This is a genomic window from Streptomyces lydicus (assembly GCF_001729485.1).
GTDB lineage: Bacteria > Actinomycetota > Actinomycetes > Streptomycetales > Streptomycetaceae > Streptomyces > Streptomyces lydicus_D.
In genome coordinates this window covers 4,193,869-4,218,691 of the sequence record NZ_CP017157.1, presented here as the reverse complement: position 1 = coordinate 4,218,691, position 24,823 = coordinate 4,193,869, and the positions used below count along the sequence as shown (strand labels likewise).

At 69.3% G+C, this 24,823-nt stretch carries 23 protein-coding genes; 7 read left to right on the top strand and 16 right to left on the bottom strand.

Annotated features, from left to right (window positions below; genetic code table 11):
• Positions 1-6 precede the first annotated feature (6 nt).
• Positions 7-870 (bottom strand): hypothetical protein, encoded by an 864-nt coding sequence (locus SL103_RS18290; protein ID WP_244303953.1) that lies wholly within the window; start codon positions 868-870, stop codon positions 7-9.
• Between the two features lie 1,388 nt (positions 871-2,258).
• On the opposite strand from SL103_RS18290, the gene SL103_RS37915 reads away from it, so the two are divergent.
• A complete protein-coding gene (locus SL103_RS37915) occupies positions 2,259-2,435 on the top strand; it encodes a hypothetical protein (protein ID WP_164492837.1) in 177 nt (58 codons plus the stop codon).
• Between the two features lie 813 nt (positions 2,436-3,248).
• Here SL103_RS37915 and SL103_RS18285 read toward each other — a convergent pair.
• The 3 genes from SL103_RS18285 to SL103_RS36135 form a co-directional block, all read right to left on the bottom strand.
• On the bottom strand, positions 3,249-4,166 hold the full coding sequence (locus SL103_RS18285; RefSeq protein ID WP_164492836.1) for a hypothetical protein: 918 nt from the start codon (positions 4,164-4,166) through the stop codon (positions 3,249-3,251).
• 157 nt (positions 4,167-4,323) lie between these two features.
• Positions 4,324-4,932 carry a hypothetical protein gene (locus SL103_RS18280; protein WP_069570068.1) on the bottom strand — a complete coding sequence of 203 codons (609 nt, stop codon included), beginning with the start codon at positions 4,930-4,932 and terminating at the stop codon, positions 4,324-4,326.
• A gap of 60 nt (positions 4,933-4,992) precedes the next feature.
• Positions 4,993-5,562 (bottom strand): DUF1266 domain-containing protein, encoded by a 570-nt coding sequence (locus SL103_RS36135; protein WP_079145815.1) that lies wholly within the window; start codon positions 5,560-5,562, stop codon positions 4,993-4,995.
• Between the two features lie 280 nt (positions 5,563-5,842).
• On the opposite strand from SL103_RS36135, the gene SL103_RS18275 reads away from it, so the two are divergent.
• Complete coding sequence (locus SL103_RS18275; protein WP_164492835.1) at positions 5,843-6,040, top strand: hypothetical protein; 198 nt, start codon at positions 5,843-5,845, stop codon at positions 6,038-6,040.
• Between the two features lie 496 nt (positions 6,041-6,536).
• Here SL103_RS18275 and SL103_RS18270 read toward each other — a convergent pair whose 3' ends face one another.
• The 7 genes from SL103_RS18270 to SL103_RS18250 all read right to left on the bottom strand — a co-directional run bounded on the left by SL103_RS18270 (position 6,537) and on the right by SL103_RS18250 (position 14,868).
• On the bottom strand, positions 6,537-7,238 hold the full coding sequence (locus tag SL103_RS18270; protein WP_069570066.1) for an SDR family NAD(P)-dependent oxidoreductase: 702 nt from the start codon (positions 7,236-7,238) through the stop codon (positions 6,537-6,539).
• Entirely contained in the window at positions 7,235-8,023 is a 789-nt protein-coding gene (locus SL103_RS36130) for a 2OG-Fe(II) oxygenase (protein WP_079145814.1), read from the bottom strand. Before SL103_RS36130 ends, SL103_RS18270 begins: the two co-directional genes overlap by 4 nt.
• A complete protein-coding gene (locus SL103_RS38365; RefSeq protein WP_208869896.1) occupies positions 8,013-8,987 on the bottom strand; it encodes a hypothetical protein in 975 nt (324 codons plus the stop codon). Before SL103_RS38365 ends, SL103_RS36130 begins: the two co-directional genes overlap by 11 nt.
• 950 nt (positions 8,988-9,937) lie before the next feature.
• Positions 9,938-12,280 carry a hypothetical protein gene (locus tag SL103_RS18265; protein WP_069570065.1) on the bottom strand — a complete coding sequence of 781 codons (2,343 nt, stop codon included), beginning with the start codon at positions 12,278-12,280 and terminating at the stop codon, positions 9,938-9,940.
• 167 nt (positions 12,281-12,447) lie between these two features.
• Positions 12,448-13,161 carry a DUF6333 family protein gene (locus SL103_RS18260; protein WP_069570064.1) on the bottom strand — a complete coding sequence of 238 codons (714 nt, stop codon included), beginning with the start codon at positions 13,159-13,161 and terminating at the stop codon, positions 12,448-12,450.
• Between the two features lie 280 nt (positions 13,162-13,441).
• A complete protein-coding gene (locus tag SL103_RS18255) occupies positions 13,442-14,191 on the bottom strand; it encodes a DUF6333 family protein (RefSeq protein WP_164492834.1) in 750 nt (249 codons plus the stop codon).
• 113 nt (positions 14,192-14,304) lie between these two features.
• Positions 14,305-14,868 carry an HPP family protein gene (locus tag SL103_RS18250; protein ID WP_069570062.1) on the bottom strand — a complete coding sequence of 188 codons (564 nt, stop codon included), beginning with the start codon at positions 14,866-14,868 and terminating at the stop codon, positions 14,305-14,307.
• Positions 14,869-15,268: 400 nt separating this feature from the next.
• Between SL103_RS18250 and SL103_RS18245 the strand changes: the two genes are divergently transcribed.
• Positions 15,269-15,967: an LAETG motif-containing sortase-dependent surface protein gene (locus SL103_RS18245; RefSeq protein WP_069570061.1), complete on the top strand. Its 699-nt coding sequence runs from the start codon at positions 15,269-15,271 to the stop codon at positions 15,965-15,967.
• Positions 15,968-16,070: 103 nt separating this feature from the next.
• Here the strand turns inward: SL103_RS18245 and SL103_RS18240 are convergent, their stop codons facing one another.
• The 3 genes from SL103_RS18240 to SL103_RS18230 form a co-directional block, all read right to left on the bottom strand.
• Positions 16,071-16,829 carry a DUF2182 domain-containing protein gene (locus SL103_RS18240; RefSeq protein WP_069573874.1) on the bottom strand — a complete coding sequence of 253 codons (759 nt, stop codon included), beginning with the start codon at positions 16,827-16,829 and terminating at the stop codon, positions 16,071-16,073.
• Positions 16,826-17,440 (bottom strand): DUF1326 domain-containing protein, encoded by a 615-nt coding sequence (locus tag SL103_RS18235; protein WP_069570060.1) that lies wholly within the window; start codon positions 17,438-17,440, stop codon positions 16,826-16,828. The genes SL103_RS18240 and SL103_RS18235 overlap by 4 nt, the downstream gene beginning before the upstream one ends.
• 229 nt (positions 17,441-17,669) lie before the next feature.
• Positions 17,670-18,188 carry a hypothetical protein gene (locus SL103_RS18230; RefSeq protein ID WP_069570059.1) on the bottom strand — a complete coding sequence of 173 codons (519 nt, stop codon included), beginning with the start codon at positions 18,186-18,188 and terminating at the stop codon, positions 17,670-17,672.
• Between the two features lie 978 nt (positions 18,189-19,166).
• Between SL103_RS18230 and SL103_RS36120 the strand changes: the two genes are divergently transcribed.
• The gene (locus tag SL103_RS36120) at positions 19,167-19,703 is read left to right on the top strand and encodes a hypothetical protein (RefSeq protein ID WP_079146258.1); all 537 of its coding nucleotides are present in this window, start codon (positions 19,167-19,169) and stop codon (positions 19,701-19,703) included.
• Positions 19,704-19,751: 48 nt separating this feature from the next.
• On the opposite strand, the gene SL103_RS18220 is transcribed toward SL103_RS36120, so the two are convergent.
• Positions 19,752-20,234, bottom strand: a complete 483-nt coding sequence (locus SL103_RS18220) for a hypothetical protein (RefSeq protein ID WP_069573873.1) — start codon at positions 20,232-20,234, stop codon at positions 19,752-19,754.
• Positions 20,235-20,417: 183 nt separating this feature from the next.
• On the opposite strand from SL103_RS18220, the gene argG reads away from it, so the two are divergent.
• A complete protein-coding gene (gene argG / locus SL103_RS18215) occupies positions 20,418-21,863 on the top strand; it encodes an argininosuccinate synthase (protein WP_069570058.1) in 1,446 nt (481 codons plus the stop codon).
• A gap of 151 nt (positions 21,864-22,014) precedes the next feature.
• Here argG and SL103_RS18210 read toward each other — a convergent pair whose 3' ends face one another.
• On the bottom strand, positions 22,015-22,293 hold the full coding sequence (locus tag SL103_RS18210; RefSeq protein WP_069570057.1) for a hypothetical protein: 279 nt from the start codon (positions 22,291-22,293) through the stop codon (positions 22,015-22,017).
• 88 nt (positions 22,294-22,381) lie between these two features.
• Between SL103_RS18210 and SL103_RS18205 the strand changes: the two genes are divergently transcribed.
• Both SL103_RS18205 and SL103_RS18200 read left to right on the top strand, forming a co-directional pair.
• Positions 22,382-22,864 (top strand): MarR family winged helix-turn-helix transcriptional regulator, encoded by a 483-nt coding sequence (locus SL103_RS18205; RefSeq protein WP_244303952.1) that lies wholly within the window; start codon positions 22,382-22,384, stop codon positions 22,862-22,864.
• A gap of 206 nt (positions 22,865-23,070) precedes the next feature.
• Positions 23,071-24,777 (top strand): FAD-dependent monooxygenase, encoded by a 1,707-nt coding sequence (locus SL103_RS18200; protein ID WP_069570056.1) that lies wholly within the window; start codon positions 23,071-23,073, stop codon positions 24,775-24,777.
• Positions 24,778-24,823 lie beyond the last annotated feature (46 nt).

The window sequence follows — 24,823 nt, the reverse complement described above, 5'->3', positions numbered from 1 at the left end:
GCTCACCTATTGCGTTCCGGGCAGCAGCTCGACTCGGACGCCGTTGCCGTCCTGAATGACGTAGGTAGGTCCGGTCCGCGGGTCCCAGCCGAGGGGCAACAGGTAATAGCGGCCGTTGCGTTCGATGAGCCGGCGTAGCCCGGTGTAGCGGTACCGGTAGTGCGCTTTCGCTCCCAGGTCCTCTGCTTTCAGCCCTGGCCCGGCCAGGCTGAGGCGGTCGGTGCTCAGGATTACGACGGCTGTGCGGCGCACGAGTTGGTCGGCGGCCTGGTGGGCCTCCTGTTCACCCATCTGGCTGGTGGCGACGCTGAACGCCCACATCATCAATAGGCCGCCGGTGAAGACGGGCACCGCCTTGCTCCACAGCGTGGAGCGGATCGCGCCTTCGCCGGCCCAAGGAGTCTGCCCGAGGAGCAATCCGGTCCCCAGCAGCAAGGGAGCCGTCCATCCGTAGGGTTGGATGCGGGACCATAAGAGAAGGAGAAGCAGTCCGACGAAGATGAAGGCCAGGTGGGCTCGGACCACGGTCCGAGCCCACCTCTCCAGCAAGCGCGCCAGGCTCCCTTGGGCAGGGGCGGCTTCCCTGGTGGTGAGGTGACGTGCGGCCACGACAGCCACGATCAGGGCGATCGCGACAGGCGCTTTCAGTACGTTCAGGCTCTGGATTGAGAGCTCGGCGAAGCCAAAGCCCAGGCTGAAAGCATCCAGGCGGAAGTAGTGGTAGTAGGAGGTCAGGTAGACGGCGCCCAAAAAGTACATGATCGCTACGAGGAAGGAAGCCTGCGCTGCCACTACGCCGAGCAGTCCGGCTGCCGTACGGTCCCCGGCCAGATGCCCGGAAGCCTCGGAAGCCAGCGCGGCATGCCTCACGAGGGCTGGCCTCTCTCGCCGCGCGGCGGTTGATGCTCGGCGGGTGGGGGTGCGCAGGCCAGTCCGCGGCCTGTGGGTTAGCTGAGGGCGGCGCGCCGCACCGTTGCCTCGCGTGTACGGGTCAAGTCGCCATGACTGGGTGTGCCGCTGGTTCCCTCTGCTGGTCATAGCCCCTCCTCGGCCGTCCTCGTCCGGCGGTCAGGTGACAGAGGGGGACGGGCAGGATCCATCCGGCGACGGGCTGGCGTCAGGCGAGGGTGACGGCGTGGCCGACGACGTGGTCGGTTGCGCCGGATCCGGCGCCGGAGACGGGGACTCGGATCCCTCCGGCGGAGCGCAGGTCTCGCCGCCCTCCCCACTCCCGCCGCCGGTGGTTTGGCCGCCGACGTCGCTGCCACCACCATCCCCGCCACCGGTCGGATCCATACCGCTGCCCGAAGCCGGCGGCACACCATGGTCAACGGGCGGAGAGTTGACCGGAGGAATGGGGTCGCCGCCGTAGGAAGGGCCTCCACCTGACGCATCCCCCTGCCCTCGCGAACCCGAAGCGCCGGCAGCCGACTGGTCAACCACAGCACCGTGGTCCCTCCCAGCTCCGTGGTCCGACGGTTCCGGATTCGCTGAGGCAGAATCAGCTGACCCAGGATTGGCAGAGGCATCAGCGCTGGTCGAGGGCTTCGGCAGGCCAAGGCCGGAACCCTCGTCACGTCCGCTGGGCGCCGAGTGGGCGCAACCCGCCGACACGATTACCAAGGCAACGATCGCCACATCACGGGCTGCGTGCCTGCTTCGGTGTCCCATCCAATTCCCCCTTGAACGGCTCGACCGCCCCAGTCGATACTCGTCGGCACCCGAGCCCCACCATCTCCGTCAAAGGGGCTGTAGCCTCCGCCTATGCACAGGGCGCACAACTAGTCACGCTCAGCAGTCGCCTTCGGTTCCACACGGTTGGCCGGCCCACGTCTTCCCGGCCCCGGGGAGCACCCACCGTGCCGAAGAGATGCGACTTGGCGAACAGAGCGGTGTGGCCCCGGCCGTATGCGTCCCATCACGGGACCGGGGCCTGTCCCGGCACTCCACTCCGGCGCGGCCGCAAAGAGCCCAGCCCGGCTCGGTGGCGGGGCTGGGCGGTGTTGGGCGGCCGGAGCACACCGACGTGCGAAGGACAGTGCGCCCAGCCTCTTCCCGCCCAACAGAGGCGGGCTCTGCCAACGTGCACCGAAGCGGGGTGGACGCCGGCGCGATCACCGGTAGGTGATGGCACAGGTCACAAGATGCATGCATATGCCATGCTAATCTGCCGCTTCATCGCATAACCGACCGCCTGACCAGCGGAGAGTTGGTTTCTAGTGGCTCCTGTCGGCTGGTTGAGGCGCTGAGGGGAAGATATGAACAACGGTAAGAAGAAGCTGGCTGCTGTTGCTGTTTCAGCAGTACTTTCGTTGTCGGTGCTCGGCCTGATCTGGCAGGCGGCGACTGAGTCTCATGGGGCCACCAGCAAGACCGTGGCCACTCAGTGGCCCGGGGCGCAGGGCTTTTCTGTCGAGGTCAGCCCTCGGCGCTGATGAGGAACGGGTCCGCCTTGTTGCCGCCGCGAATCCACGCGGTATGCAGCAGGTCGTCCGGCGCGCGGGGCGCCCGTGGCGCGGGGTACCGGCGCGGCCGGCCTCATTGCCCTCGTTCAGGGGCACGCACGACCTGCTCGCGCTCTGCCATGCGTTGACCCCCTTCGCTCACAGGCGGTTGTCGCGGTCGGTACGGCTCTTGCGGGCGGCGTCGGCGGCTTCCGACCGGATACCGGTGATCCGCTCGGGGTGCTCGGCATGCGTAGTGCGCGGATTGTCCGCCCACCAGCGCTTGAGATCCTCGCTCGCGCGGGCGTACGCGATGTGCGCCGGTCCGCTGAACAGTGAAGAGGGGTCGATGCCCTCGGCTGCGGCCCGCCGAACGAGAAGGTGTAGTGGTTGACCACCTTCAACCTTGGGTGAGGCGAGACAGTTGGAAGCCCTCGTGTTCTCTCACGGTGACAGGTTCGGCTGGTCGCTCATGGCGTAGGTGACGTCGCAACGTGCGAGGTCACCCGTCCCAAAGCCGCCACCCACCTGCCGTGCCCGCGTCGTGCCCGGGACAGCGCCACGCCGTCCCGCAGCCCTGCAATCAGCGGTGGCAACCGCCGCCAGGAGAGGGCCAGATGACGCACCACGCACCGCACGAGCAGGAGATCCGGGCCGCCGCCGCTTTCTCACCGTCACCGAGGCCGCAGCCGCGCTCGCCTTCACGACCAAACCCCCGGCACCGGTGGCCCGGGGCAACCTCGCGGCGCCGCTCCGTACGCAGCGTGACCCGCCACCGGCGCCTCGTCGGGGTGGCTCCTCGTGTTACTCCGCGGGCGTGATCCGCCAGGTGCCGTGACGTACGTCGAGCGTCGCGGTGAGGTCTGCCTGCCGCGGGAACGAGACGCCCAACTGCCACGGGTCCGGCAGGGCAGCCAGCCCGATGGCGACCAGATCCTCGGTGACGGTGCCCAGGGCCCCGATCCAGTGAGGTGCGGTGGCGATCAGCTGCTCAGGTAGCCGGGGCCCGGGCTCGGGAACGCGTGAGACGGGCTCCTCGATGAGTTCGGCGAGGGCGGAGCCGGCCAGCAGGGTCAGCAGTCGCGCCAGGACCGCGGCCGGCAGGGCGGGGTCGCGGGTCTCCAACATCACATAGCAGTCATCGTGGCCCGAGAACCAGACCCGGGAGTCTCCCTGGCGGCTCAGGAGCGGCTCATCAATGCCGGTCGTACCGAGCACGAGGGCGAGCTCGTCGAGCTGCTCCGCTCTCACGTCGGCGGGCACGTCGATCAGAGTCAGCTCGTACGGCGACCAGGTGCCGTCGCGGAGACGGGGCAGGAGGTCGCGGTCCATCACCAGGAGCTCTTCTGCGAGTCCGTTCGTGCCGGACGCCCAGGATCCGAGGGAATGGACCGTGCACGGCACGCCGAGCTCGGCCGCGATCAGCGAGGGCCGCAGAGGGCGCCAGTCCTCATCCAGATAGGAGTTGGTCTCCAGCGCCACCACGGCCACCGCGTCGTTCGCCACGGCCACGAGCAGGTCGGCCAGCTCGCCCGCCTGGGCCGCACTCGCGCGCACCCGCCACAACCCCTCGGCCTCGCGGACGCTGAAGCTCAATGGGAACGGCCGGCGCTCCATGCCGACACTGTTCACGCTGAACGCGCCCTGCTGCCCGACCTCGATCACTACGCCACCCCCGAGAAACCGCCGGACGCCCTTGCCCAGCCCGCACGCATCAATCATCCGCGATCCGCCGTCTCGCGAGGTCATCGAGTGGAACGGCGCTTCGGCATTTGTGAGTTATTTTCCGACGGCTCCCTGGACCCGCTCAGGAGCCGACCGGGACCGGCGCATGCGTTCTCGGCGTTCTCTCAGGCCGAGACCGAGAGGTAACGCCGCCTCAGATGGTCGGGGTGTCGTCAACGACCGGCTTGTGAATCTCAACGACCGGCTTCCACCCCGCGGAGAACTCGATGAAGTCCGCACGGGTGGGGTAGGTGTCGACCGCGCGACGGTCACGCTTGGGGCTGTCGCTCCCCTTGCGCCCCCGGGGAATCTGCTCCTCGAAGATGTCGACCTTCACGTCGGGAACCTCCTTGAGGCCCTGGCGCCAGATCTGCACGACGTCGGCGCCGAAGGCTTGCCGGACTGCAGCGTAAAGGGCCGTGAGGGCCCCCTTGTCCCCACTAGGGACGAAAAGTGCCAGGTCCAGCACGACACCGGCGGACTGGAGGACCTCGATGGTCACCGAGCCGTTCTCGTCGGCCAAGTAGATTCCGGCTTCGTTCTCGTCGTCGGGAAGGCAGGAGATCTCTTCCTGGAATATGGTTCTCGCCGTGACCAAGCCGCCCTCGAAATCCTCACCGGACTTGGTCAGAAAAGCAGGGACATAGCAGTCGGGAAGCTTGAGTTCTGCCGTGTCGGCGGAAACGAAGAGCCTGTCTTTCACGCCGAGCTTCGCCACCTCTTCCAGCGAGAGGCGGCGAGCGGCGATCTTCTCCGTGTTCACGATTTCCCTTTCAGGTTGCATTGTCCCTCCGAACAAGGACGCTATCACGAAACCCTGAGGTCAACTGCCCAGCAATCTTTGGGCAAATGGCCTTCGATGACCTGCACGGGAGGATACCGAAGCGAGTGCCACTCGGCCGGGTACACGCATCCGCCAGGTAGTCTCCCTCGCCGTGCTGTTGGGGATCAACTGGCGGCTGCATTTCGGTGCGTTGGGTAGTGCGGAGGAACCAAAGCAGAGTTTACGGCAGATACCACCCATATCACCTTCGGGGAGGTGGCTGCGCGGTAAGGCGATCCATTCGTCGTGCCCCGTCCATTCGCGGCCGACGCTGCGGATCCACAGCTGGCGTCCGGCCACGAAGTCCTCGGCGAAGGACTGCCACGATCCGTATGTCTGCGCCACCGGTGCGGCGGCATGCGCAAGGAACTGCCAGGCGCCGGGTTCGTCGAGGTAGCCAGCGCCGAAGCCCAGCCGGACGACGGTGGCGTAGCGGCCGAAGTCCCATGCCAGCGGGGGCCGGCCCAGCACCGGAGCCATCTGTATGCGATGGTCCTCGCTGGCCAGCCAGTGCAGAGTCGAGTTGAGCGATTCCGGGGAGGTGACGTCCCAGCTCTGCTTCAGGCTCACCTGGCAATTGGTCGGGTTGATTCGCTTTCAGGGGATAGAGCATCAAGTGGCTGTGGCCCCCCATGCGCTCCGCGAGGATCGCGTCGAGCCAGACCATCCACTGCTGGTGCGCCGTCGCGGACATGTTCCGGGCCGGCCTTTCGCGCCGAGATCTGCCTGAACGCCACCGCCGTCCCTGGCATGCCTTCGTGACGAGCTGATCAGTATCGACAACTCCTCTTCCAGCGTCGTTGCCCACGTCAGCGAGGAGTTGCGCAAGTTCGGGATCCGACTGCACGCCATGACGCAGCTTCGCCAGCGGGTCACGACCGCCACCCGCGAGAGCCTGATGCAAAACGCCTCCGCGATTTCCTCCACGGCCGGCGCGATGGACGCGGTCAGCATCGTGGCCAAGGAGTGGGGCGGGGTGATCGAGCCGGCAGAGGTAGCTGACCTGCCGCGCTTCCATCAAGCTTTGCCTCGAGGCGGAGGGGCATGACCTGGCGCTGCGGGCCTTCCTCAAGCTGCGTAAGCGGCCCGCCCGGAGAGCGGCAGCCGCCGCTGGGCGAGAGCCCGATCCCTCTTCTCAGGAGCCGCCCGAGGACAGGGGCCCAGAAGGCGGCGATATCCGGGGCGACTACGCACTGCCGCCCTCCCAGACCGAGGCCTGATCCCGGCCCGAAAGGGGAACATGAGCACGCGTACATCTCGCGCACCCACCGTCCATGAACTGCCTCCTGTGAAGTGGCCGCCCGGTACCCTCACCGTCGATCCCTCGCCGAAGGGGCCTACTTCCTGATTGGGGCGTTCGGGCCCGAGGCCGTCGCCTACATGCAGACGCACTATCCGGAGTGGACCGTGTGGCTAAGGACCACCGCCACGATGATGCTCATAGCCCCCGAAGGTGAGAGCTGAACATGTGCGCGCGCTGGCTTACCGAGCCCGGGGGTTGCCCTGGCGGGGTGAGGGGGCTGTCCCAATAGCCGTCGTGTGGCTCAGGGCACGTTCGACACCAACGCCCCGGTCTCGTTACCGGTGATCAATCGGCGCACTGCGTTCACTACATGCTGGGTGGCGGACTCGTTGGTGAACTGCGACGGACAGACCGCGTTGGCGCGTACGGAGTACGGTGCGAGTTCGAGCGACAGATACATCGTCAGGGTGTTGAGCGCAGCCTTCGATGCCGCGTAGTACGCCTGGCCAACGTCCTTGGTCACATAAAGTCCGGAAACGCTGGAAATGTTGACCAAGTTACGGTTCCACTGCGCGTTTTCTTCGCTCTGGTCCTTCCAGCATGCTTGAAAGACCGCGGACACGAGCTGAACAGGGGCAACCGCGTTGACGGCCAGCTGTGTGACCACTTCGTCGCCAGATTCCCACAACTCCACGAGCGGCCCATGGAATCGCACGTCGGCCGCCGCGTTGACGATCGAGTCGATGCGGCCGTTCCGTGCGGCCGCGACCTCCACGAGCCTTCGGATGTCTTCTCGGCATGCAAGATCTGCTTGAACGCAGTGGATCAAGGAATGCCTGGCTTCCTCCGCCCCATCGGTGCGGACCGGCCATTGGAGTTGCGAGGCCACCTTGGGGACGGTGCGGCGGTAGGCGGCGATCACATCGTGGTCACGCGCGAGATCCGCGCACAGCGCCTGGCCCAGTCGGCCGCCGGCGCCGGTGACGAGACAGACCGGTTTCATTGGGCACTCCGGCGGTGGACCGCGTCAAGCCATCGCGACTGCGCGTCATTCACGGTGGTGTGAAGCCACAGGATGATGCTGTTGCGGCGGCGGCGCGGATTGGTGACGAACCGGTGGTAGGAATGGGGTGAGCATTCGAACAACAGCAGTGTGTTGTTCAGCGGGGGTACCAGAGCGACATTTGTCCGGTCGTGTTGCTGTCCTGCGCCGTAGAAACCCGTTTCGCCGCCATCCCCCTCGGACCAGCCGTCGTTGCAGAGGTAGTAAATCAGCGTAGCGGCGCGAACGTATTCCTTTGGGCGTGCCGACTCGTTGCGGGAACGTCCGGTGAAGTAGTCGCACCCGGCCCGATTGGCGAAGGCAAGGCCGCTTGAGGCAGTGGCTTCGTCGAACCATCCCGAACAGAAGTCGTTGTGGATCCATCCTGTACGACTGCCCGGCGGGCTCGAATGCAGAGCGGCATCGATACGGTGGGTCTCGGGTACGGCGAGGAGTCGGTGAAGCGACCGTATCCACTCGTCGGAGAAGAATGGGTGAAAGGCAGTTGCGGTGCTTGTCCCGATGGGAAAGATCTGTGCGTCGTAGTTCGATGTCCCCGCGGATAGGCCGTGTGTACCCGCGTGTCGCCCCGCAGAATTTGCAATCGTGGTCCGGAAGACCGACGCGACGGCTTTGTAGCGTGCCTCGTCGAGTACGTCCGAGGCGCGCCAGTGGCGGAATGGCGTTCGGTAGCACCACCAGTCGCCACTGAGCACCCCGTGCGTCTCCGGCCGATCATCTCTCATCCGAGGCTCCGCGGTCGGGGAGCTTGGGCTTGACACCTGGCGCGAACCTTGGCTGCGTGGTTTCAGCAGCGGTCTTGGCGTCCGGAGTCTTTGCCCCTGCCTCGCGCTTTCTCGCTTCAGACGCGAGGGCTTCGGCTACTTCCAACTCCGGCTCAGGCTCGGGTCCCGGCCCGGGCTCGGGTCCCGGCCCGGGTTCCGGTTCCGGCTCGGGTTCCGGTTCCGGTTCCGGCTCGGGTTCCGGCTCCGGCTCGGGCTCGGGCTCGGGCTCGGGCTCGGGCTCCGGCTCCGGCTCCGGCTCCGGCTCCGGCTCCGGCTCCGGCTCCGGCTCACCCCCGCCTCCTCCGGATGGGGGTGTCCCCGGAGGCGCTGGCTCGTCGCCACCCGGTTCATCCGGGCTCGGTAGGTTCGGGTCCAGCGGAGCGTCCACGTTTCCCTCAACGATCGGCTGGGTCGAGTCGAGGATCTGCTGGCCACTGCCGTCTTCCACTGTGACGTGCCTCGTGCCGTTACCGGCCGGGTCTTGAGTCCTGGTTACGAGGGTGTCCTCGCCGGTCCTTTGATTGACCACTTCCGCAGAAGTCGAGCTGGATCCGTCCGGCTCGTTCTTCGCAACACCGCGCGTGGTCTCCGGCCCCCGCTGGGTGTTGGCAGACTCGTCCCAGGTTCTCTCCATCGACCCGGCCTTGTGCGCACCGTCCGGAGAGTCATTACTGTAGATGACTGTATGGTCGTGCCGGTCACGAATTGTCTGTCCGGTGTTCGGGTCTTGGACATGGAGCGTGCGATCGATGGTGTGGTTACCGTCTGTATCGCTTCCTGAGAACTCATCGCCAGTTGCGTAAGTGCGACCGTTGGCATCTCGCCATTCGCTGTGCACACCGTTCCGACCATCTGGAGAGGTCACTGGTGTCCGCTCAATCGTCCCGCCATGGCCATCAGGGATGGTTCCAGTCAGTACGGCCATGGTGATCACCCTGGTACAGATTGACTGCCAATGAACTACAAACTCACGCTACCTCTGCCTCAGCGGGGTTGCACGTCTACCGACGTCGAAGCCTCCTTGTGCCCACGAAATCGCCAGCAGGCCATTAATCGTCTGCATTCTTCATCTGACCCTGAGCCAGCCTTCGCAGCATCGTTTCGACGTTCATCGACTGCGTCACGGACCGTGCCAAGTTCTTGAAGGCTTCGGAACTGGCCCAGCCCCCTGAGCACGTGTCACCTTCGAGGATCAGCCTTCGGTACTGGATTGCGATCTGCGCGATCTCGACGGCATTCTCTCGCGATCACCGACCCATGGCCGGACGAGTGTGGAAGGAGGCCACACCTCGCACAAAGACGGAGGAACAGTCGCGCCACCCTCGGGAGCTGAGTTCCTCCCTACAGGCTGGCATGGTTGCCCACTTGACGAATACCGCGAAGGCACCGCCCGGCCAAGGCGAGTCCGCCCTGCCCGCAACGGCGCCCCACCCTTCTGGAATAACACCCTCTGCCCGGTTCCCCGGAGTTAGCCTTTTCAGCTCATGGAACAGACTGGGCAGCTGGGCGGTTTGGATCGTGCGCTACTACGGTGAAGTGCGGCCTGCGGGGGACTGAGCCAGGCCCCGCCGAGGTGCCTTCACACCTGCGCTCCTGACGTCGCGGACGCCTCCTGAAGACGTCATCCGCGGATACGTCGGTGCCGATGGCCGGATTGGACATCGGCGGGGCGTTGGGTGGGGGGTGGGCGCGGGTAGCGGGCGGTGGCGCCCGGGGGCGTCGTGGGGGTGGGTAGCCAGAGCGCCGCCCAGGTGTCGCAGTTCCGTGTGGACCAACGGTCCGAACGCGCGCCCTGCGCTCCACCCACCATGCGAGAGGCCCCACCCCCGGATGTGGGAGTGGGGCCCTCGCATGGGACACGGCCATCTGCTCCGCTCAGCCGGTGGGGCCCTGCTTGCGGCGGCGCATCCACCAGGTGAGGGCCGCCCCGGCCACGGCGAGCGCCACGGCCAGGCCCGCGATCAGGCCCACGGGGGTGGTGTTTCCGGTGTGGGCGAGGTCGCCGCCTGGGTTGTCCGTCGCCGGCGGCCCGCTGTGGTCGCCGCCGGGGGTGGACGGGTCCGGCGCCGGGGTCGACGGGCTGTGCGACGGCGTGGGCCTGCCGGAGTCCGTCGGCGTGGGCGACGGGGTGGGCTCGCCGCCACCGCCTCCGCGTTCACCGGAGGCGCCCAGGAAGACCTGCTCGGTGCCGCGGTAGGTGGTCTCCGCCTGCGTGGAGGTCTTGGTGGTCTTGTCCAGGTCGCGGTGCTCGCGGTTGAACTGCGTGTGCGTGATGTTGCGCTTGGGGGCCTTGGAGAAGTCGACCCCGCCCATCGACAGGATCCACACCTTGCCGCCGTAGGTCCGCTTGAACTTGTAGTCGCCGTTCCTGAACGAGTGGACGTACTTGTCGTAGACGGTCTTCTTGTCCCAGTTCTGGTTCGGGGCGCGCAGCTTCCACTTGGAGATGTCGTTGCTGTTGATGACCTTGTGGAAGTCGGTGGGGTGGGCGGCATCCGCGCGGCGTACGTGCTCGGCCGCGACGCGGGAGCGGTAGACGTAGCGCAGATCGGCGTAGGACGGGTCGTTGTTGACGCGCCGCTCCAGCTCCGGCTGGATCACCCTCTTGATCAGCGCTTCGGCCTGCCGGGTCTGCGCCTCGTTGATCTTGCAGGTGTTCGGCGGGACGTCCGGCCCGGTCGGCACCTCCATGTTGACCTTGAGGGGTGCGTCGAGGATGTAGATGCCGCCGTCCTGTTCGCGGACGGTGGCGGGCTTGGGAGTGATCCACTGGCGGATGATCGGCAGACAGGGCTGCCCCTCCGCGGTGCGGGGAGCGGCCTGCCAGAAACGTTCCCCGCGCTCGTACTTGTCGGGGTTCATCGCGTCGGCGTAGTCGTGCTTGAGGGTCAGGTCCGATTCGAGCAGGATGCGGCCGGCGTCGGTCCTGGCGAACTCCTTGTCCAGGATGAGGTCCGGTCGGACCGGGTTGAGGTTGACCCAGAACTTGTCGGGGGTCAGGGCGAGCCAGGTGAAGAAGGCGTCGTTGGCCAGGTTGAGTCGGGCTTCGCCGCCGTATCCGGGCTTGGTGTCCGGATCCTTGGCGTAGTCGGCCTTCATCGAGTACTTCATCCCCTGGCCCTTGACGGGTGTGGAGACGTAGTTGAGCTGCATCGTGGAGAAGTCGATGCCGCCGGGGCCGCGCATGAAGTAGCCGCCGCGGTTGCCGGCCTGGTACTGCTTCTGGATGCGGAAGGCTTCCTCGGGGGTCTTCCCCGAGCGCAGCGCCTGGTCCATGATCGGTGAGCGTCCGGCCTTGAGCGGGTCGGCGTTGAAGCGCGGGTCGTACTTGGTGTAGTTGTTCGGCTTCTGCGGGCGCTCGATGGCGTTGGAGCGGCGTTCGACGATGCCGGCCTGGGGCTCGCGGGTGTTGCGTGCCGCCTTCAGATCCTTGTTGAAGGCGGCGATCTTGTCCTTGCTGGGCTGGTCCGTGGCCGCGCCGGTCAGGTACTGGAACTTGTCCTTGGGGCGCTGTTTGGCGAGTTGCCGGTCGGCTGCCATCTGGTCGTCTTCGACGTGGCCGTTCGACTTGATCTCGACGTTGCGGCCTTCGGCGCGGTTGCGGGCGTCCACGCGCCTGTTCTGCGTATCGCCCTTCTCGTCGGTGTACTGGAGGGTGTCCTCACACCACCAGTCCGGGCCGATCATGTTGTACTTCCTGACCATGCGGGCCATGAACGCATCACCGCGGGGCGGGCTTCCGTGGGGAGCCAGCCAGCGGATGTCCATCCACCGGTTCCACTCCTTGTAGCCCCTGGGCGAGTTGTACTGGCTCTGGTAGCGGGCGTACATCTCCATGACCCGGTATTCGGGTTTGCCGGTCTTCTCGAACTGCTTTTGCCACGACTTGTAGTCGGTGCCGGCCTTGTCGAGCTGCGCCTGAGTGGGCGCGAGGACGCCGTCGAAGTCCCTGGCGGGATTGACGTAGGTGTAGTTCTCGTCGGTCGGGTACGGGTCGTAGTCGCCGTTGAGCGGCGGACCGGAGTTGGCCGGCGTGGAGCCATAGCTGTGTCCGAGGTACTTCTCGTCACAGCGCTTCGGTTTGGGCGCGGCCTCGGCCTCGTTGACGTGGAGTCCGGGAAGCCCGGTGAAGGTGATGGCAGCTGCCGCGCCGATGGCGAGCGCGAGGCGTCCCCGCAGGCGCGATAAACGGCCGGTCGGCCGTATCGGGATGGTCACGTTGTCTCTCCCCCTGAGAAGCCCGTGCCGGAAAGCGCCGCGTGGGGCTTCCGAGATCGTCTGGTACGGATGCGGCGCCGGCGACGCGTCAACCTTAGGGCGCCACCGCCTGATAGATGTTCGATTCCGGCGATCGTTTCGGCCAACTCGCCTTTGTCGTGGGCTCGTTACTCTTCGAGCCAGGTCTCCTCCAGGTGCACGGCCACCTCGCGCGGGCGCGTCACGCGGAAGCCGGACAGCATCCGTTCGCTCCTCCGGACGGGCATGAGGCTGCGCAGGATGACGTCTTCCAGCTCGCTCCAGGCCATGACGCCCGGTTCGGCGGCAGCGTTGAAGCCGGCGTTCTCCAGGGCGCCGCGGACGGCGAAGGCGTCGATGATGTGGTGGACGTTTCCGGTGACGGTCCAGGGGTCTTCACCGGCCCATCCGTCGGCCCACAGCTGGGTTCCGTCGGGGTGGAGAAAGAGGAAGGCCCGGTAGCGGATGGCGAAGTCGACGGTGACGGAGCCGATGAGGGCCGCGTTCGGGTACCGCTTGGCCAGGGCTTCGGCGTGGTCGGCGAGAGGGGTGAATTCGCCGCGGTGGGCGAAGGCCGCATCCGTGATTTCGGTAACCGGACCCCAGCAGCCGACATCGAGCTGTTCGAGATCCGCGCGCGTCTCGTGCGGGAGTCCGTCGCTGTCGGGGCGGGGTTCCAGCTCGGCGGTGATCTCCTCGACGGTGGTGAGGCCGGCGGCGATGTCGCGCGCCCGGGCGTGGTCGTGGGCGGGCAGCGAGCCGGCGGGGCCGGGAAAGGGCCGCTCGATCATGGTCAGGCGGAACGCGCCGGTGCGGAGGACGGGGGCCTCGGGGGGCCGGTCCCAGATGCTGTTGTCGGTCATAGCCGCTCACGGTAGTGGGCAACTGCCGTGGGGAGGGGCGGTTCATGTTCGAGCCTGGCGGGTGCAGTTGGGAGGCCGCTCACCAGGCGGGAGGTGGGCGGGCCCGCCCTTCGGGGAGTGGGCCCCGGGCCCGAGTGGATCACCGGCGCGGACGCGGCTTGAAGGAACTCCTCACCAGCCTGGTGGCGCCCCGGCCCCGGGCGACCGAGCCCACCGACCAACTGTGCTGAGCGGCGCCCTGGATGTGGCTACCCGGAGGGCGGCCACGGACAGGTCATCGTCATAGCTGGTGCGCCGTCCACCCCCACATCTCCTCCATCGCCGAGGTGTACTCCTCGGTGTGGCGGACGCGGAACACGGACGTCTCAAGCCCGGTCCGGAGCTTGCGACCGCAGTGCTCCAGGACGAGCCCTCCCAGCAGCCCCCAGTTGGTGAGGTGGGGTGCCGCGTCCAGTTGAAGGTATTCCCGCTCGTCATCGGTCAGACCAGCCAGATCGATGTCAAGAGCGTTCAGGATGGCGTGGGGGTCGCCGTCGACGTCCCACGGGGTGGCGTAAGCGGGGAAACCGGAAGCGAAGAGCGTCAGGCCCTCGGGGAGGCAGATCACGTCCTCCGTGTGCGTCTCACCGAAATCGGGCGCCGCCGAACCGACGATCAGGGCCTCGGGGTAACGCTCGTGGAGGGTTGTGACCTCCTGGAGGACCGGAGTCATGCCGGCGTCGTAAGCGGCCAGAGCCGGATCGGATATGCAGGTCACGTTGCCCCAGCAGCCGACCGTGATCAGATCCAGGTCCGAGAGCGTCTCCGCGTACAGAGCCTCCGACGCGGGCAACGGTGGAAGTTCCTCCAGCACCGCGTCGACGGTGGGGAAGGCTTCGGCGAACGCTCGGGCCCGCGCGCGGTCGTGCGGCGGCAACTCGGCTGTGCTCCCGGGCAGCGGTGGGTCCAGGACGGTGAGGGCGTATTCACCGGAGTGCGAACTGCGTACGGCCGTCTCGGCCGGGAGCGTCCAGAAAGAGAGCTCGGTCATGAGCGGCACCGTAGTGGGGACCACTGACAGCGGGCTCAAATCCTCTTCCTGACGCGGCGTCATCGCGCTGATGTCGCCGGCGCGCGGCGCCGCGCGAGCGACTCGGCAGCGGGTCACCACCAGTACGCGGGGTACCTCGGTGTCCCGCGGCGTACGCGGGACGCGGCGAAGCCGGTCAGGGCGAGCAGCATGGTGGCGCCGAGCAACAGCGGCACGAACCGGCCGGGAGCCGGGGTCTGGAGCACGACGACGACAGCGGTGGCGCAGGCCGGCGAGTGCGGGGTGCGGGCAGCCATCGTCGCGGCGAGTGTGACGCCGCCGGCCACCGCGGCGGCCCAGGGGCTGCTGTTGGCCAGGGCGAGGACGCCGTACCCGGCGGCGGCACCGAGCAGATGCCCCACGACGAGGCTCCGGGGCTGGGCCAGAGGCTGGGAGGGGGCACTGTGCACGAGGGCGGCGCTGGCGGCCAGCGGCGGTATCAGGACCGGCTCGTGGATCACCGTGCCGATCGCGACGAGCCCGAGGAGCACCGCCGTGGCCGCGATGATGCTGTGGAGGGCGGCGCCCGCGGTGGGCCGGGCCGGGGGTCGGGCGGAGGGCCGGCCGGGCCGCTTCGGTGGCCGGGGCGAATCGGGGGCGGAAGCGGGCTGCGGGCGCAGCGCGAAATCGGTGCTCACGGTGGGGTTTCTGGGGCAGGCGGCGCACGGCCGGCAGGACGACGGGAGGAGGAACGGTCGTTGCTGCGGGAGCACACCCCTGTGGTCAACAGTGGTTCTTGACCTTGCGCTTGTTTCCCCGGTAGGGCCTGCGCAGTCCGTCCGCAACCATATCCTCCCAGCTCACAACCCCGGCCAGGGGGTTGGGCCGCGCGGCGGACCCGCGCGCCCGCCGGGCCCGAACGGGCAGCCCGCGCCGGGTGGTGTCGGATCGTTATCTCCGACTGTTGGGACAGTTGCTGCCGAATGAGGCAGATAGGGCGCTAAGGGCCTTGACGGGCCGGTGGGAGTGGCTGGAATCTTTCCCTCTCCCCCCACGTGTCACTCTCAACCTCCATCACTTTGAGGCGGGAACACGCCCATGCGCACCCTCAGCTCTGCCTGCGCGGCGTCCACGGCACTGGCGGCAGCCCTTCTGCTGCCCACGACCGCGTACGCACACAACGCACCCGGCGACAACGGCACGGTCAAGATCCACGATGCCGGAACCGGTGAGGCGCTGAAGAAGAACGAGCCGCACGTCTGCACCTTCTACCTGGACGCCTTCGGCTTCGACGGCCTCCAGAAGGTGGACTGGCGGATCGCCGAATGGCCCCCGACCGGTACCAAGAACAAGACCGCCGACTCCGGCGCCATCACCTTGGACACGGACGGGCACGGCCGCACCGAGGACCAGAAGCTTCCGGACGGCCACTACAAGCTGTACTGGAACTTCGAGGGCGAGAAGGGCGCGGCGAAGCACAAGGTGTTCTGGGTGGACTGCGCGGACCGGAACGGCACCGGGCCGTCGGCGACCGCCTCGGCGCCGGCCTCCCCCGGCGCCACGGCGTCCGCCTCCGCGACGCCGGCCAACCCCTCCGCGTCGCCGTCGGAGTCGGGCACGAGCAGTGCGCAGCCCGGTGTGCCGGCCAAGCCCAGCGCGTCGGCCAAGCCCGGCAGCGGCGATCTCGCCGAGACCGGGTCGAACGCCGGTGTGCTGGCCGGCGTCGCCGTGGCACTGCTCGCCGCGGGCGGCGGGGTCACCCTGGCCGTGCGGCGCCGGGCGCGCGTCCAGGGCTGATCCGCCCGACCGGCGGCGCCGGGCCGCCTCCCCCGGCCCGGCGCCGCCGCTTCGCATCACGGGGCGGGTAGTGAGGTCTGGGCCGTCGCGGGCCGTCCTCTCCTCACATGCCGGCCGTACCGCCGCCGGTGAGGCCCGGGGCCAGCGCCGGGAACCAGAAGACCGCGACGGCCAGGGCTATCGAGGCGAACCCCACGACGCGGGCCACCAGGTAGCCGGCCGGAGCGAGCTTCTCGGCGGTGATCACGGCGGTCAGGGCCACCATGGCCCACAGATTCATCACGCCGAACGCCGCCAGCAGGACCATCAGCGACCAGCAACAGCCCAGGCAGAAGGCTCCGTGGTGGGCTCCGGCACACACATCGCGCGACGTCCTGGGGTACGAGGCGTAGCGCAGCATCAGCCCGATCGGCGAGCGGCACCTTGCCAGGCAGCGGTCCTTGAGGGGCGTGAGCTGGTAGAGGCCACTGACCGCGAACACGGCCGCGGCCACGGCGGTGCCCGTCGCGGCGGGGAGGCTCGCCGCCCGGCCCAGGCCGGCGGCGAGCCCGTACGCGGGCAGCCCGGCCGCGGCCCAGACGAGCAGGTAGGCGACGGTGAACACGACCATGCGCGGCGCCCGGTGCACGGTGATGGTGCGTGCGTACAGCGCGGCGACGGGCGCCGTGGCGGGCAGCATCATCGCGGCCGTCATCAGCGTCCACACGGCCAGGAAAGCGGCCAGTCCCAGGCCCATGGTGCCCGGCATCGCCTGCATGCCGCCCCAGCGCGTCACCAGATAGACCCAGGCGGCGACCGCCACGACCAGCAGCAGCCCGGCGGGGCCCGCCCGGCGGCGGACGGTGACCGGCCCACCGGTCACGCGGACCACGCGAAGGGCGCCGAGTGTCCGTTCCCGCCGCTGAAGTCCCAGGACCGGCCGTACACGCCGTCGCCCGTCGCCCGGGTGGACCTGGCGATCGTCAGCGTGCTGCTCACCGGGTGGAACATGCCGGTCAAGCCCATGACCGGGCCATCCGCACCGAACTGCGGGGCGATCTGGTCCTCGATCTCGATGTCGATGGCGTCGCCCACCCGCACGGCGTGGCGGCGGCCGTCTTCGTGGTAGTCGATGGGGACCCGCTCCACACCGAGGACCTCGCCGATGAGCGGAGTGAGCGCCGCCATCGGCCCGCCGGCCTGCCCGGAGAAGACCTTGCCCAGCGCCTCCGCCTGGCCGTCGTCCGCCGCGGCGTCGACGTACAGCGCCACCTGCCAGCCGCCGTCGGCCATCACCCGGGGCCCGTCGATGAAGACGGCGACGTTGCGGTCGGCGACGTCCACTCCGTCCACCTTCCCGCTGTCCACGTGGAACGCGAAGGTCACCTGGCAGCGTTCGTGGTCGGCCGGCGCGGTCAAGCCGGAGGTGGTGCAGGGGCACACCACGTCGCAGTTGCAGCTCTCCAGGTACGTGCCGTTCAGTTTCCAGGACACGGTTCCTCCTCCCTGTGCTGCTGCCCCTCGGCGAAGGGGATGCATCGGGAGCGTCCGTACCGTCCCGGTGCGGCTCTTTTCCAGGCTATTCCCGGGGGCCCCGGCCCGCAGATCCGCTTCCGGCGCAGCTCACGGCCCTGGTGCCCGGGTCGTGCACGGCACGGTGACTCGGGTCCACGACCGTCTCCGCCGGGCCGCCGGGCCGCCGATCCGGCCGGGCGCCGTCACCTCACTTGACCACCACGTTCGCGAACACGATGAACAGCCCGAGCATCGCGTCCACGCCGCCGACCCGGCAGCTCGCCGGCCAGGTCCGGCCGGCCACCCGGGCCGACCACACACCGCAGCCGAACAGCACCACCAGATTGATGAGCAGCGCGACGTCCACCGCCCCGTCCTCGCTCCACCAGTGCAGGTAGGCACCCAACAACGCGGCCACCGTCGGCAGCGCCGCCACCAACAGCGGCCATTCGGTCAGCATCGACCGCACGGCACTGACGGTGACCGCTGTCCCGTCGTCCGCCCGGTGCGCGATGGCGTGGGCGTAGCCGTGCGAACCGGCCGACGCCGCGGCCGTCAGCGCCACCCACACAGCGTCGTAGCCGGGATCGGTCGGGTGTCCGTCGTGTCCCAGCGCGGCCGCCAGCGCGCTGGCGAGCACCGAGCCGTACACCGCGCCGAACAGCAGCCGCTGCAACGGCTCCCCTCGTCTGGCCGGTGGCAGGGAAGCGCTGGAACGGAGCGACACGGCGCCACCTCACAGGGACGAAGGGCTCTTCTCACGGGGACGGGTGCCTACGAGGTGTAGCAGCCTGCGGCACGGATCCTCCGGAGCTACGCCGACCGCATCGGGGCGCCGCGCATTCGGCGCAGCACGGGGAGCGCGGCGGGGCGCGCGATGCTCTCCTGTGAGGACCGATGTCGACGCGCCCCCGACGCGGCCCCGCACCCTGCCGGAGGAAAGGCGATGCACCCGCTGCTCGTGCCGGCTCGACTGCGCTTCGACGGCTGGATCGCCGGCATCGGTACCGCCTCCGGTACCCGCGTGGTGGTCGGGCACTGGGCACGGTCGCCGTTCGGGCCGTTCAGCGACGTGATGCTCGAACTGCCGGACGGGCACCGGCTGCTGCTGGCCCCCACGCAGCACACGGCCGACTTCATTGCCGCGACGTACACCTTCGACGGCGTGCGGGTCCTGCCCGTCCGGGTCGGTCGCACCGCGGACGGCTGGTCCGTTTCGGCGGGCCCGCTCGACCTGCGTCTCACCCTCGGCCGACGGTCCCTCCTGGGTTTCCTGCTGTCGGCCGTCCCCGGCCCGATCGCCGCCCGGCCGGCCTGGACGGCGGTGACGGACCCGCTCGCCCGCCTGCTGTTGAACGTACGCACCCATGGGAGCGGGGGTGGCCGCAGCGAGTGGTACGGCGTCCGTGCCCTGCGTCCGATCACCGCGGCGGCCGCCACCTACGAGGGCCGGGACCTCGGCCCGCTGGCGCCGGTCGAGCCTCCCGTCCGGTTCGGGTTCGGTTCGACGCCCCGGAGGCCCTGTGTCGTGCGCGTCACCACCACGGTGGAGGTGAGCGGGGGCGGCACTCCCGCACCCTGTACGTCGCCGTCCGCGCACGGCGCCGGCAGGGCGGTGGGCAGAGCACTGCGGGCGGGTTCCCGCAGCCGTGAGCGCCGGAGGCGGATCCGTCTCCCGGCGCCTGGACGACGAAGGTGGCACATGATGGACGACCGGCCCCGCTCCGGCGCAGCTCGGACCGAACGCACCCGCGGCACGGACCTGGACCTGCTGGGCATCTACCTCAACGACCACCTGGCCGGCGCCACCGCGGGGGTGGAACGGGCCCACCACCTGGTGCGGACCGCCCGCGATGCGGCGCTCTCCGAGGCGCTCGGCCCGGTCGCCGCCGAGATCGCCCGCGACCGGGTGAGTCTGCTCGGCATCATCAGGGACCTGGGGATCCCGGTCCGGCGCTACAAGATCTGCGCGGGCTGGACCGCCGAGAAGGTGGGACGGCTGAAGAGCAACGGCCGCCTCCTGCGACGCTCTCCGCTCAGCACCTTCCTGGAGTTGGAGCTGCTGAGAGTGGCGGTGGAGGGCAAGGCAGCCGGATGGGAGACCCTCCGCCGGCTCACCGCCATCGAAAAGCGCCTGGACCCGCGGCTGCTCGACGACCTCCTCGAACGGGCCCGGCGACAGCAGGACGTCGTGGAGGAATGGCGCACCCGGCAGGCCGCAGCGGCCTTTCAGCAGAGGTAAGCGCCCTGGCGCGGCCTGTCAGCGGAAGCAAGGGCCCTGCGCGGCCCTTCAGTCACGGCCCGCTTCCACTTCCAACCGGTGGCGGCGACCGGGGCCGCGTACCGCCAGCGCCTCGAAGCCCCAGTCGCGCAGTACGTCCTGGCAGCGTCGGAGGTGCTCCTGTTCCTGGTAGCGGGCGCCACTCCCCCGTGGCCCGACCCAGCGCACCAGCACCTGCCCCGGCCGTTCTCCCGCGCTGGTGCGGTATCCGGTCCGCACCGGCTCGCCGTCCGCGCCAGTGGCTGACGGGGCCACGCCTTCGGCTTCGAGCAGCAGGCTCACCGTGTGCAGCAATCGACCGCGCTCCCACGCTGCGGGGCGCGCAGCCGGGTCGGGTCCGCTGTTGGTGAGGTGGCGGATGCTGCGGATGCCGTCGAGGGCGGTGCGCAGCTCAGCCGCTCGCGCCGCGGTGTTCCCCGTCTCCGCCTGATCAGGAGGTTCGGCGCCGGTGCGTACCTGGAGTCGGCCTGCCTCAATGTTCTGGTCCCGCATCGCCACCCCCGACTGTGCCGTCTGCTCTGCCCCGACAGTACGCGCGCCTCTCCGGCCGTGGTGCCGGCCGGCGAGAGCATGGTTTCGAGGGGCCACGGGGCCGCCGGCGGCGGCTCGCGAGGTGGCCTACGACACTGATCATCCGCTGTTGCATACTCATGCCTTTTGTTGCATACTCTTCCCATGTCTAAGGTCCTCACCTCCCTTCCCGTCGGCGAGCGCGTCGGCATCGCCTTCTCGGGCGGCCTCGACACCTCGGTCGCGGTCGCGTGGATGCGCGACAAGGGTGCCGTTCCGTGCACCTACACCGCCGACATCGGCCAGTACGACGAGCCCGACATCGCCTCGGTGCCCGGGCGTGCGCAGACCTACGGCGCCGAGATCGCGCGCCTGGTCGACTGCCGCGCGGCGCTGGTCGAGGAGGGCCTGGCCGCGCTCACCTGCGGCGCGTTCCACATCCGCTCGGGCGGGCGTGCCTACTTCAACACCACGCCGCTCGGCCGCGCCGTCACCGGCACCCTCCTGGTCCGGGCGATGCTGGAGGACAACGTCCAGATCTGGGGCGACGGCTCGACCTACAAGGGCAACGACATCGAGCGGTTCTACCGCTACGGCCTGCTCGCCAACCCGAACCTGCGGATCTACAAGCCCTGGCTGGACGCGGACTTCGTGACCGAGCTCGGCGGCCGCAAGGAGATGTCGGAGTGGCTGCTCGCCCACGACCTGCCCTACCGCGACAGCACCGAGAAGGCGTACTCCACCGACGCCAACATCTGGGGTGCCACCCACGAGGCGAAGACCCTGGAGCACCTCGACACCGGCGTGGAGACCGTGGACCCCATCATGGGCGTGCGGTTCTGGGATCCGTCGGTCGAGATCGCCGCCGAGGACGTGACGATCGGCTTCGACCAGGGCCGCCCGGTAACGATCAACGGCAAGGAGTTCGCGTCCCCCGTCGACCTGGTGATGGAGGCGAACGACATCGGCGGCCGGCACGGCATGGGCATGTCGGACCAGATCGAGAACCGCATCATCGAGGCCAAGAGCCGCGGCATCTACGAGGCGCCCGGCATGGCGCTGCTGCACGCCGCGTACGAGCGCCTGGTCAACGCGATCCACAACGAGGACACCCTCGCCCAGTACCACAACGAAGGCCGGCGCCTGGGCCGGCTGATGTACGAGGGCCGCTGGCTGGACCCGCAGGCGCTGATGGTGCGTGAGTCGCTGCAGCGCTGGGTCGGCGCGGCCGTCACCGGCGAGGTGACGTTGCGGCTGCGGCGCGGCGAGGACTACTCGATCCTCGACACCACCGGGCCGGCGTTCAGCTACCACCCGGACAAGCTGTCCATGGAGCGCACCGAGGACTCGGCCTTCGGCCCGGTGGACCGGATCGGCCAACTCACCATGCGCAACCTGGACATCGCCGACTCGCGCGCCAAGCTGGAGCAGTACGCCGGGCTCGGCATGATCGGCACCGCCAACCCCGCCATCGGAGCCGCCCAGGCGGCCGCGACCGGGCTGATCGGCACCATGCCCGAGGGCGGCGCCGAGGCCATCGCCTCCCGCGGCGAAATCTCCAGCGAGGACGAGATGCTGGACCGCGCCGCGATGGAGTCCGGCACGGACTGACCGGTCCGCCGACCGGACGGCTCGGCACCCCGAGGACCGCACCACCGGCAAGGCCGGCTCGACGCCCACAGCGTCGGGCCGGCCTTCGCCGTTTCCCGGGCCGACGGTCGGACGGAGCCGGTCAGGGGTCAGGAACCCGACCCCCTCGCCACTACGCGGCGTCCGCGAGGATCCGGCCCACTACGGGCGAGCGGGGCTCGAAGACGTCGAGAAGCCCGATCGTGCGCAGGGCGGGGGCAAGTTCCCGCAACTGCGCCAGAAGGGCCGCGTATTCGGCGGTGCCCTCGGTGAGGTCGTCGAGGCGTACGGCGTTGGCGACGAACGCGGCCACCGAACCCTTGCGGACGGTACGCCCGTTGATCGCGGTCGAGTCGATCCCGGCGGGCAGGACGTCTTCGGGCCGTACCACCGGCTGCTGCGCATGCGACATGAGAACCCCTTGTGTGTGTGATGCACGTGCTTTCTGCACGCATGCAACGCTAGCAGGACTCCGTGCCTTTTGCACGTATCATCGAAGGGTGAGCGAGCCAACCACTGACACCACCGACCAGACGTCCGCCGCCCGGGTGGCCGCAGCCCTCGGCGCCCTGACCCTGCGGGCCACCCGCGCCGGGCTCCACGGCCGGCTGACCTCAGGGGTGGAGGGCGTCGACGCCACCACCTACCCGGTGCTGTCCGGCCTCGACCGCGTCGGGCCCGCCACCGCCACCAGGCTCGCCGAGGCGATCGGCATGGACCGCACCGTCACCACCCGCTACGCCACGCGGTTGCAGGAGGCCGGGCTGATCGCCCGTGGCCCCGACCCGTCCGACGCCCGCGCCACCCGTCTGGCGCTCACCGCGGACGGTGAGCGGACCGTCCGGGAACTGCGCGGCGCGATGGAGTCCTTCCTGGCCGAGGAGATGGCCACCTGGCCTCCGGGCGAGGCCGGCACGTTCGCCCTGCGCCTCGAAAAACTCACCGAAGCCCTCGCGTCTCCCGACGCAGGCCGTACGACATGAAGTGAGCCGGGCTCCGCACGACGGTGCCGGAGCGGCCGGCCCGGATGCCACCGACCGGGCAGCCGCCACACCGACCGGCCGGCGCGGCCCACGGCCGCGTGCCCGGCTCGCCGCTCGATGGCCGGCTCGCCGCTCGCGCGGCACCGGGGCACGATGGAGTACCGGAGTACGGACCGGCAAGGGGCAGCAGGCAGCGGGAGGTCCGCGTGGCGCACACCCATACCACCGACGTACTGATCGCGGGCGCCGGGCCGGTCGGGCTGAGCGCCGCCGCGGAGCTGCGTCGCAACGGGGTGTGCTGCCGTCTCGTCGACCGACTGCCGGCCCGCCTGCCGTACGCCAAGGCGGTCGGCATCCAGCCGCGCACCCTTGAGCTCTGGGACCGGATGGGCCTGGCCCGCACCGTCCTGGAAGCCGCCCTCGCGATGCGCGGCCAACTGATCTACGTCAACGGCCGGGAGCAGGCGCGGATCGACCTCACCCTGCCGCCCGAGGTGCCGTACGGATTCGCCGCGCTACCGCAGTACGAGACCGAGCGCATCCTTGAGGCGTATCTCGCCGGCCTGGGGACGGTCATCGAGCGTGGCACCGAGCTGCTGTCGTTCGCGCAGGACGAGGACGGGGTCACCGCCCGGCTGCGTACCGCCTCCGACAGCGAGGAGGAGGTCCGGGCCCGCTATCTGATCGGCTGCGACGGAGCGCACAGCACCGTCCGCAAGGGGCTCGGACTCGCCTTCGAGGGCGGGGCCTTCGCCGAGGAGTACCTGCTGGCCGACGTCGAAGCCGACTGGGATCTGCCGCACGGATACGGCCTGCGGTCCCTCCACCGCACCGACGACGGCGCCACCGACGACCTGCTGGTCTGCATCCCGCTGCCCGGAGCGGGCCGCTACCGCATGTCGACGCTGGTGCCACCCGAACTCTCCCCGCGGACGGCGGAGGGCGGGCCCGCGCGGGGCGAGTCCGTGCCGCACGGTCCGGAGAGCGGTCGCGCCCCTGAACTGTCCCACCTGCAGGCGGTCGTGGATCGCCTCGCCCCCAAGGCAGCCGTCCTGTCGCGGATGCGCTGGTCGTCCGTCTTCCGCATCAGCCACCGGATCGTCGACCGCTACGCCGACGGCCGGGTGTTCGTCGCGGGCGACGCCGCCCACATCCACCCGCCCACGGGTGCGCAGGGCATGAACACCGGCATCCAGGATGCCTGCAACCTGGCCTGGAAACTCGCTCTCGTCGTCCGCGGGGAGGCCGGACCCGCCCTCCTCGCCAGCTACGACGCCGAGCGCCGCCCCGTAGGTGAGGAGGTCGTCGGCCGGACCGTCCGCCACGCCACCGACGGCATCGAAGCCGACCCTGACGACCCGCGGACCCTGATGCTGCACGAAGCCCAACTGCTCGTCAGCTACCGGGGCGGCCCGCTCGCCGACAAGCCCAGCGGGCCGGCCGACGCGCCCCAGCCCGGCGACCGGGCCCCGGACTGCGCCGGTCTGACCACCCCCGTGGCCACCTACCCCTTGCGGCTGCTCGACATCCTGCGCGGCCACACAGGACACGTGCTGCTGATGTACGCGGCCGACCCGGCCGCCCTCGCCAAGGCCGCCGAAGCGGCCACCCGAGCCGCCGAGCAGTCGCCTGTGGCCGACGGAAGCGCCCTCGGCACCCCCGACGCCCCCGTTCGGGAAGACGGCCTGCAGACCGTTGCCGTCCTCGCCCGGGACGCCACTCCGTGCGCCCCCGACCTCCTTCCTGTCCCCGGATACCGCGACACCAAAGGGGAGTTCGCCCGGCTCTACCGCCCCGACGGCCCGACCGGACTCCTCATCCGCCCGGACGGGCAGCTCGGCGCCCGCTTCCCCCTCGCCGACACCGCGGCAGCCCTCTCCGACTACCGCACGGCCCTGTCCGCACCGGCCTGAACTCCACTCCCCCACCGAGGCGCCATCCGTCGCAGCCGAGGTCGGG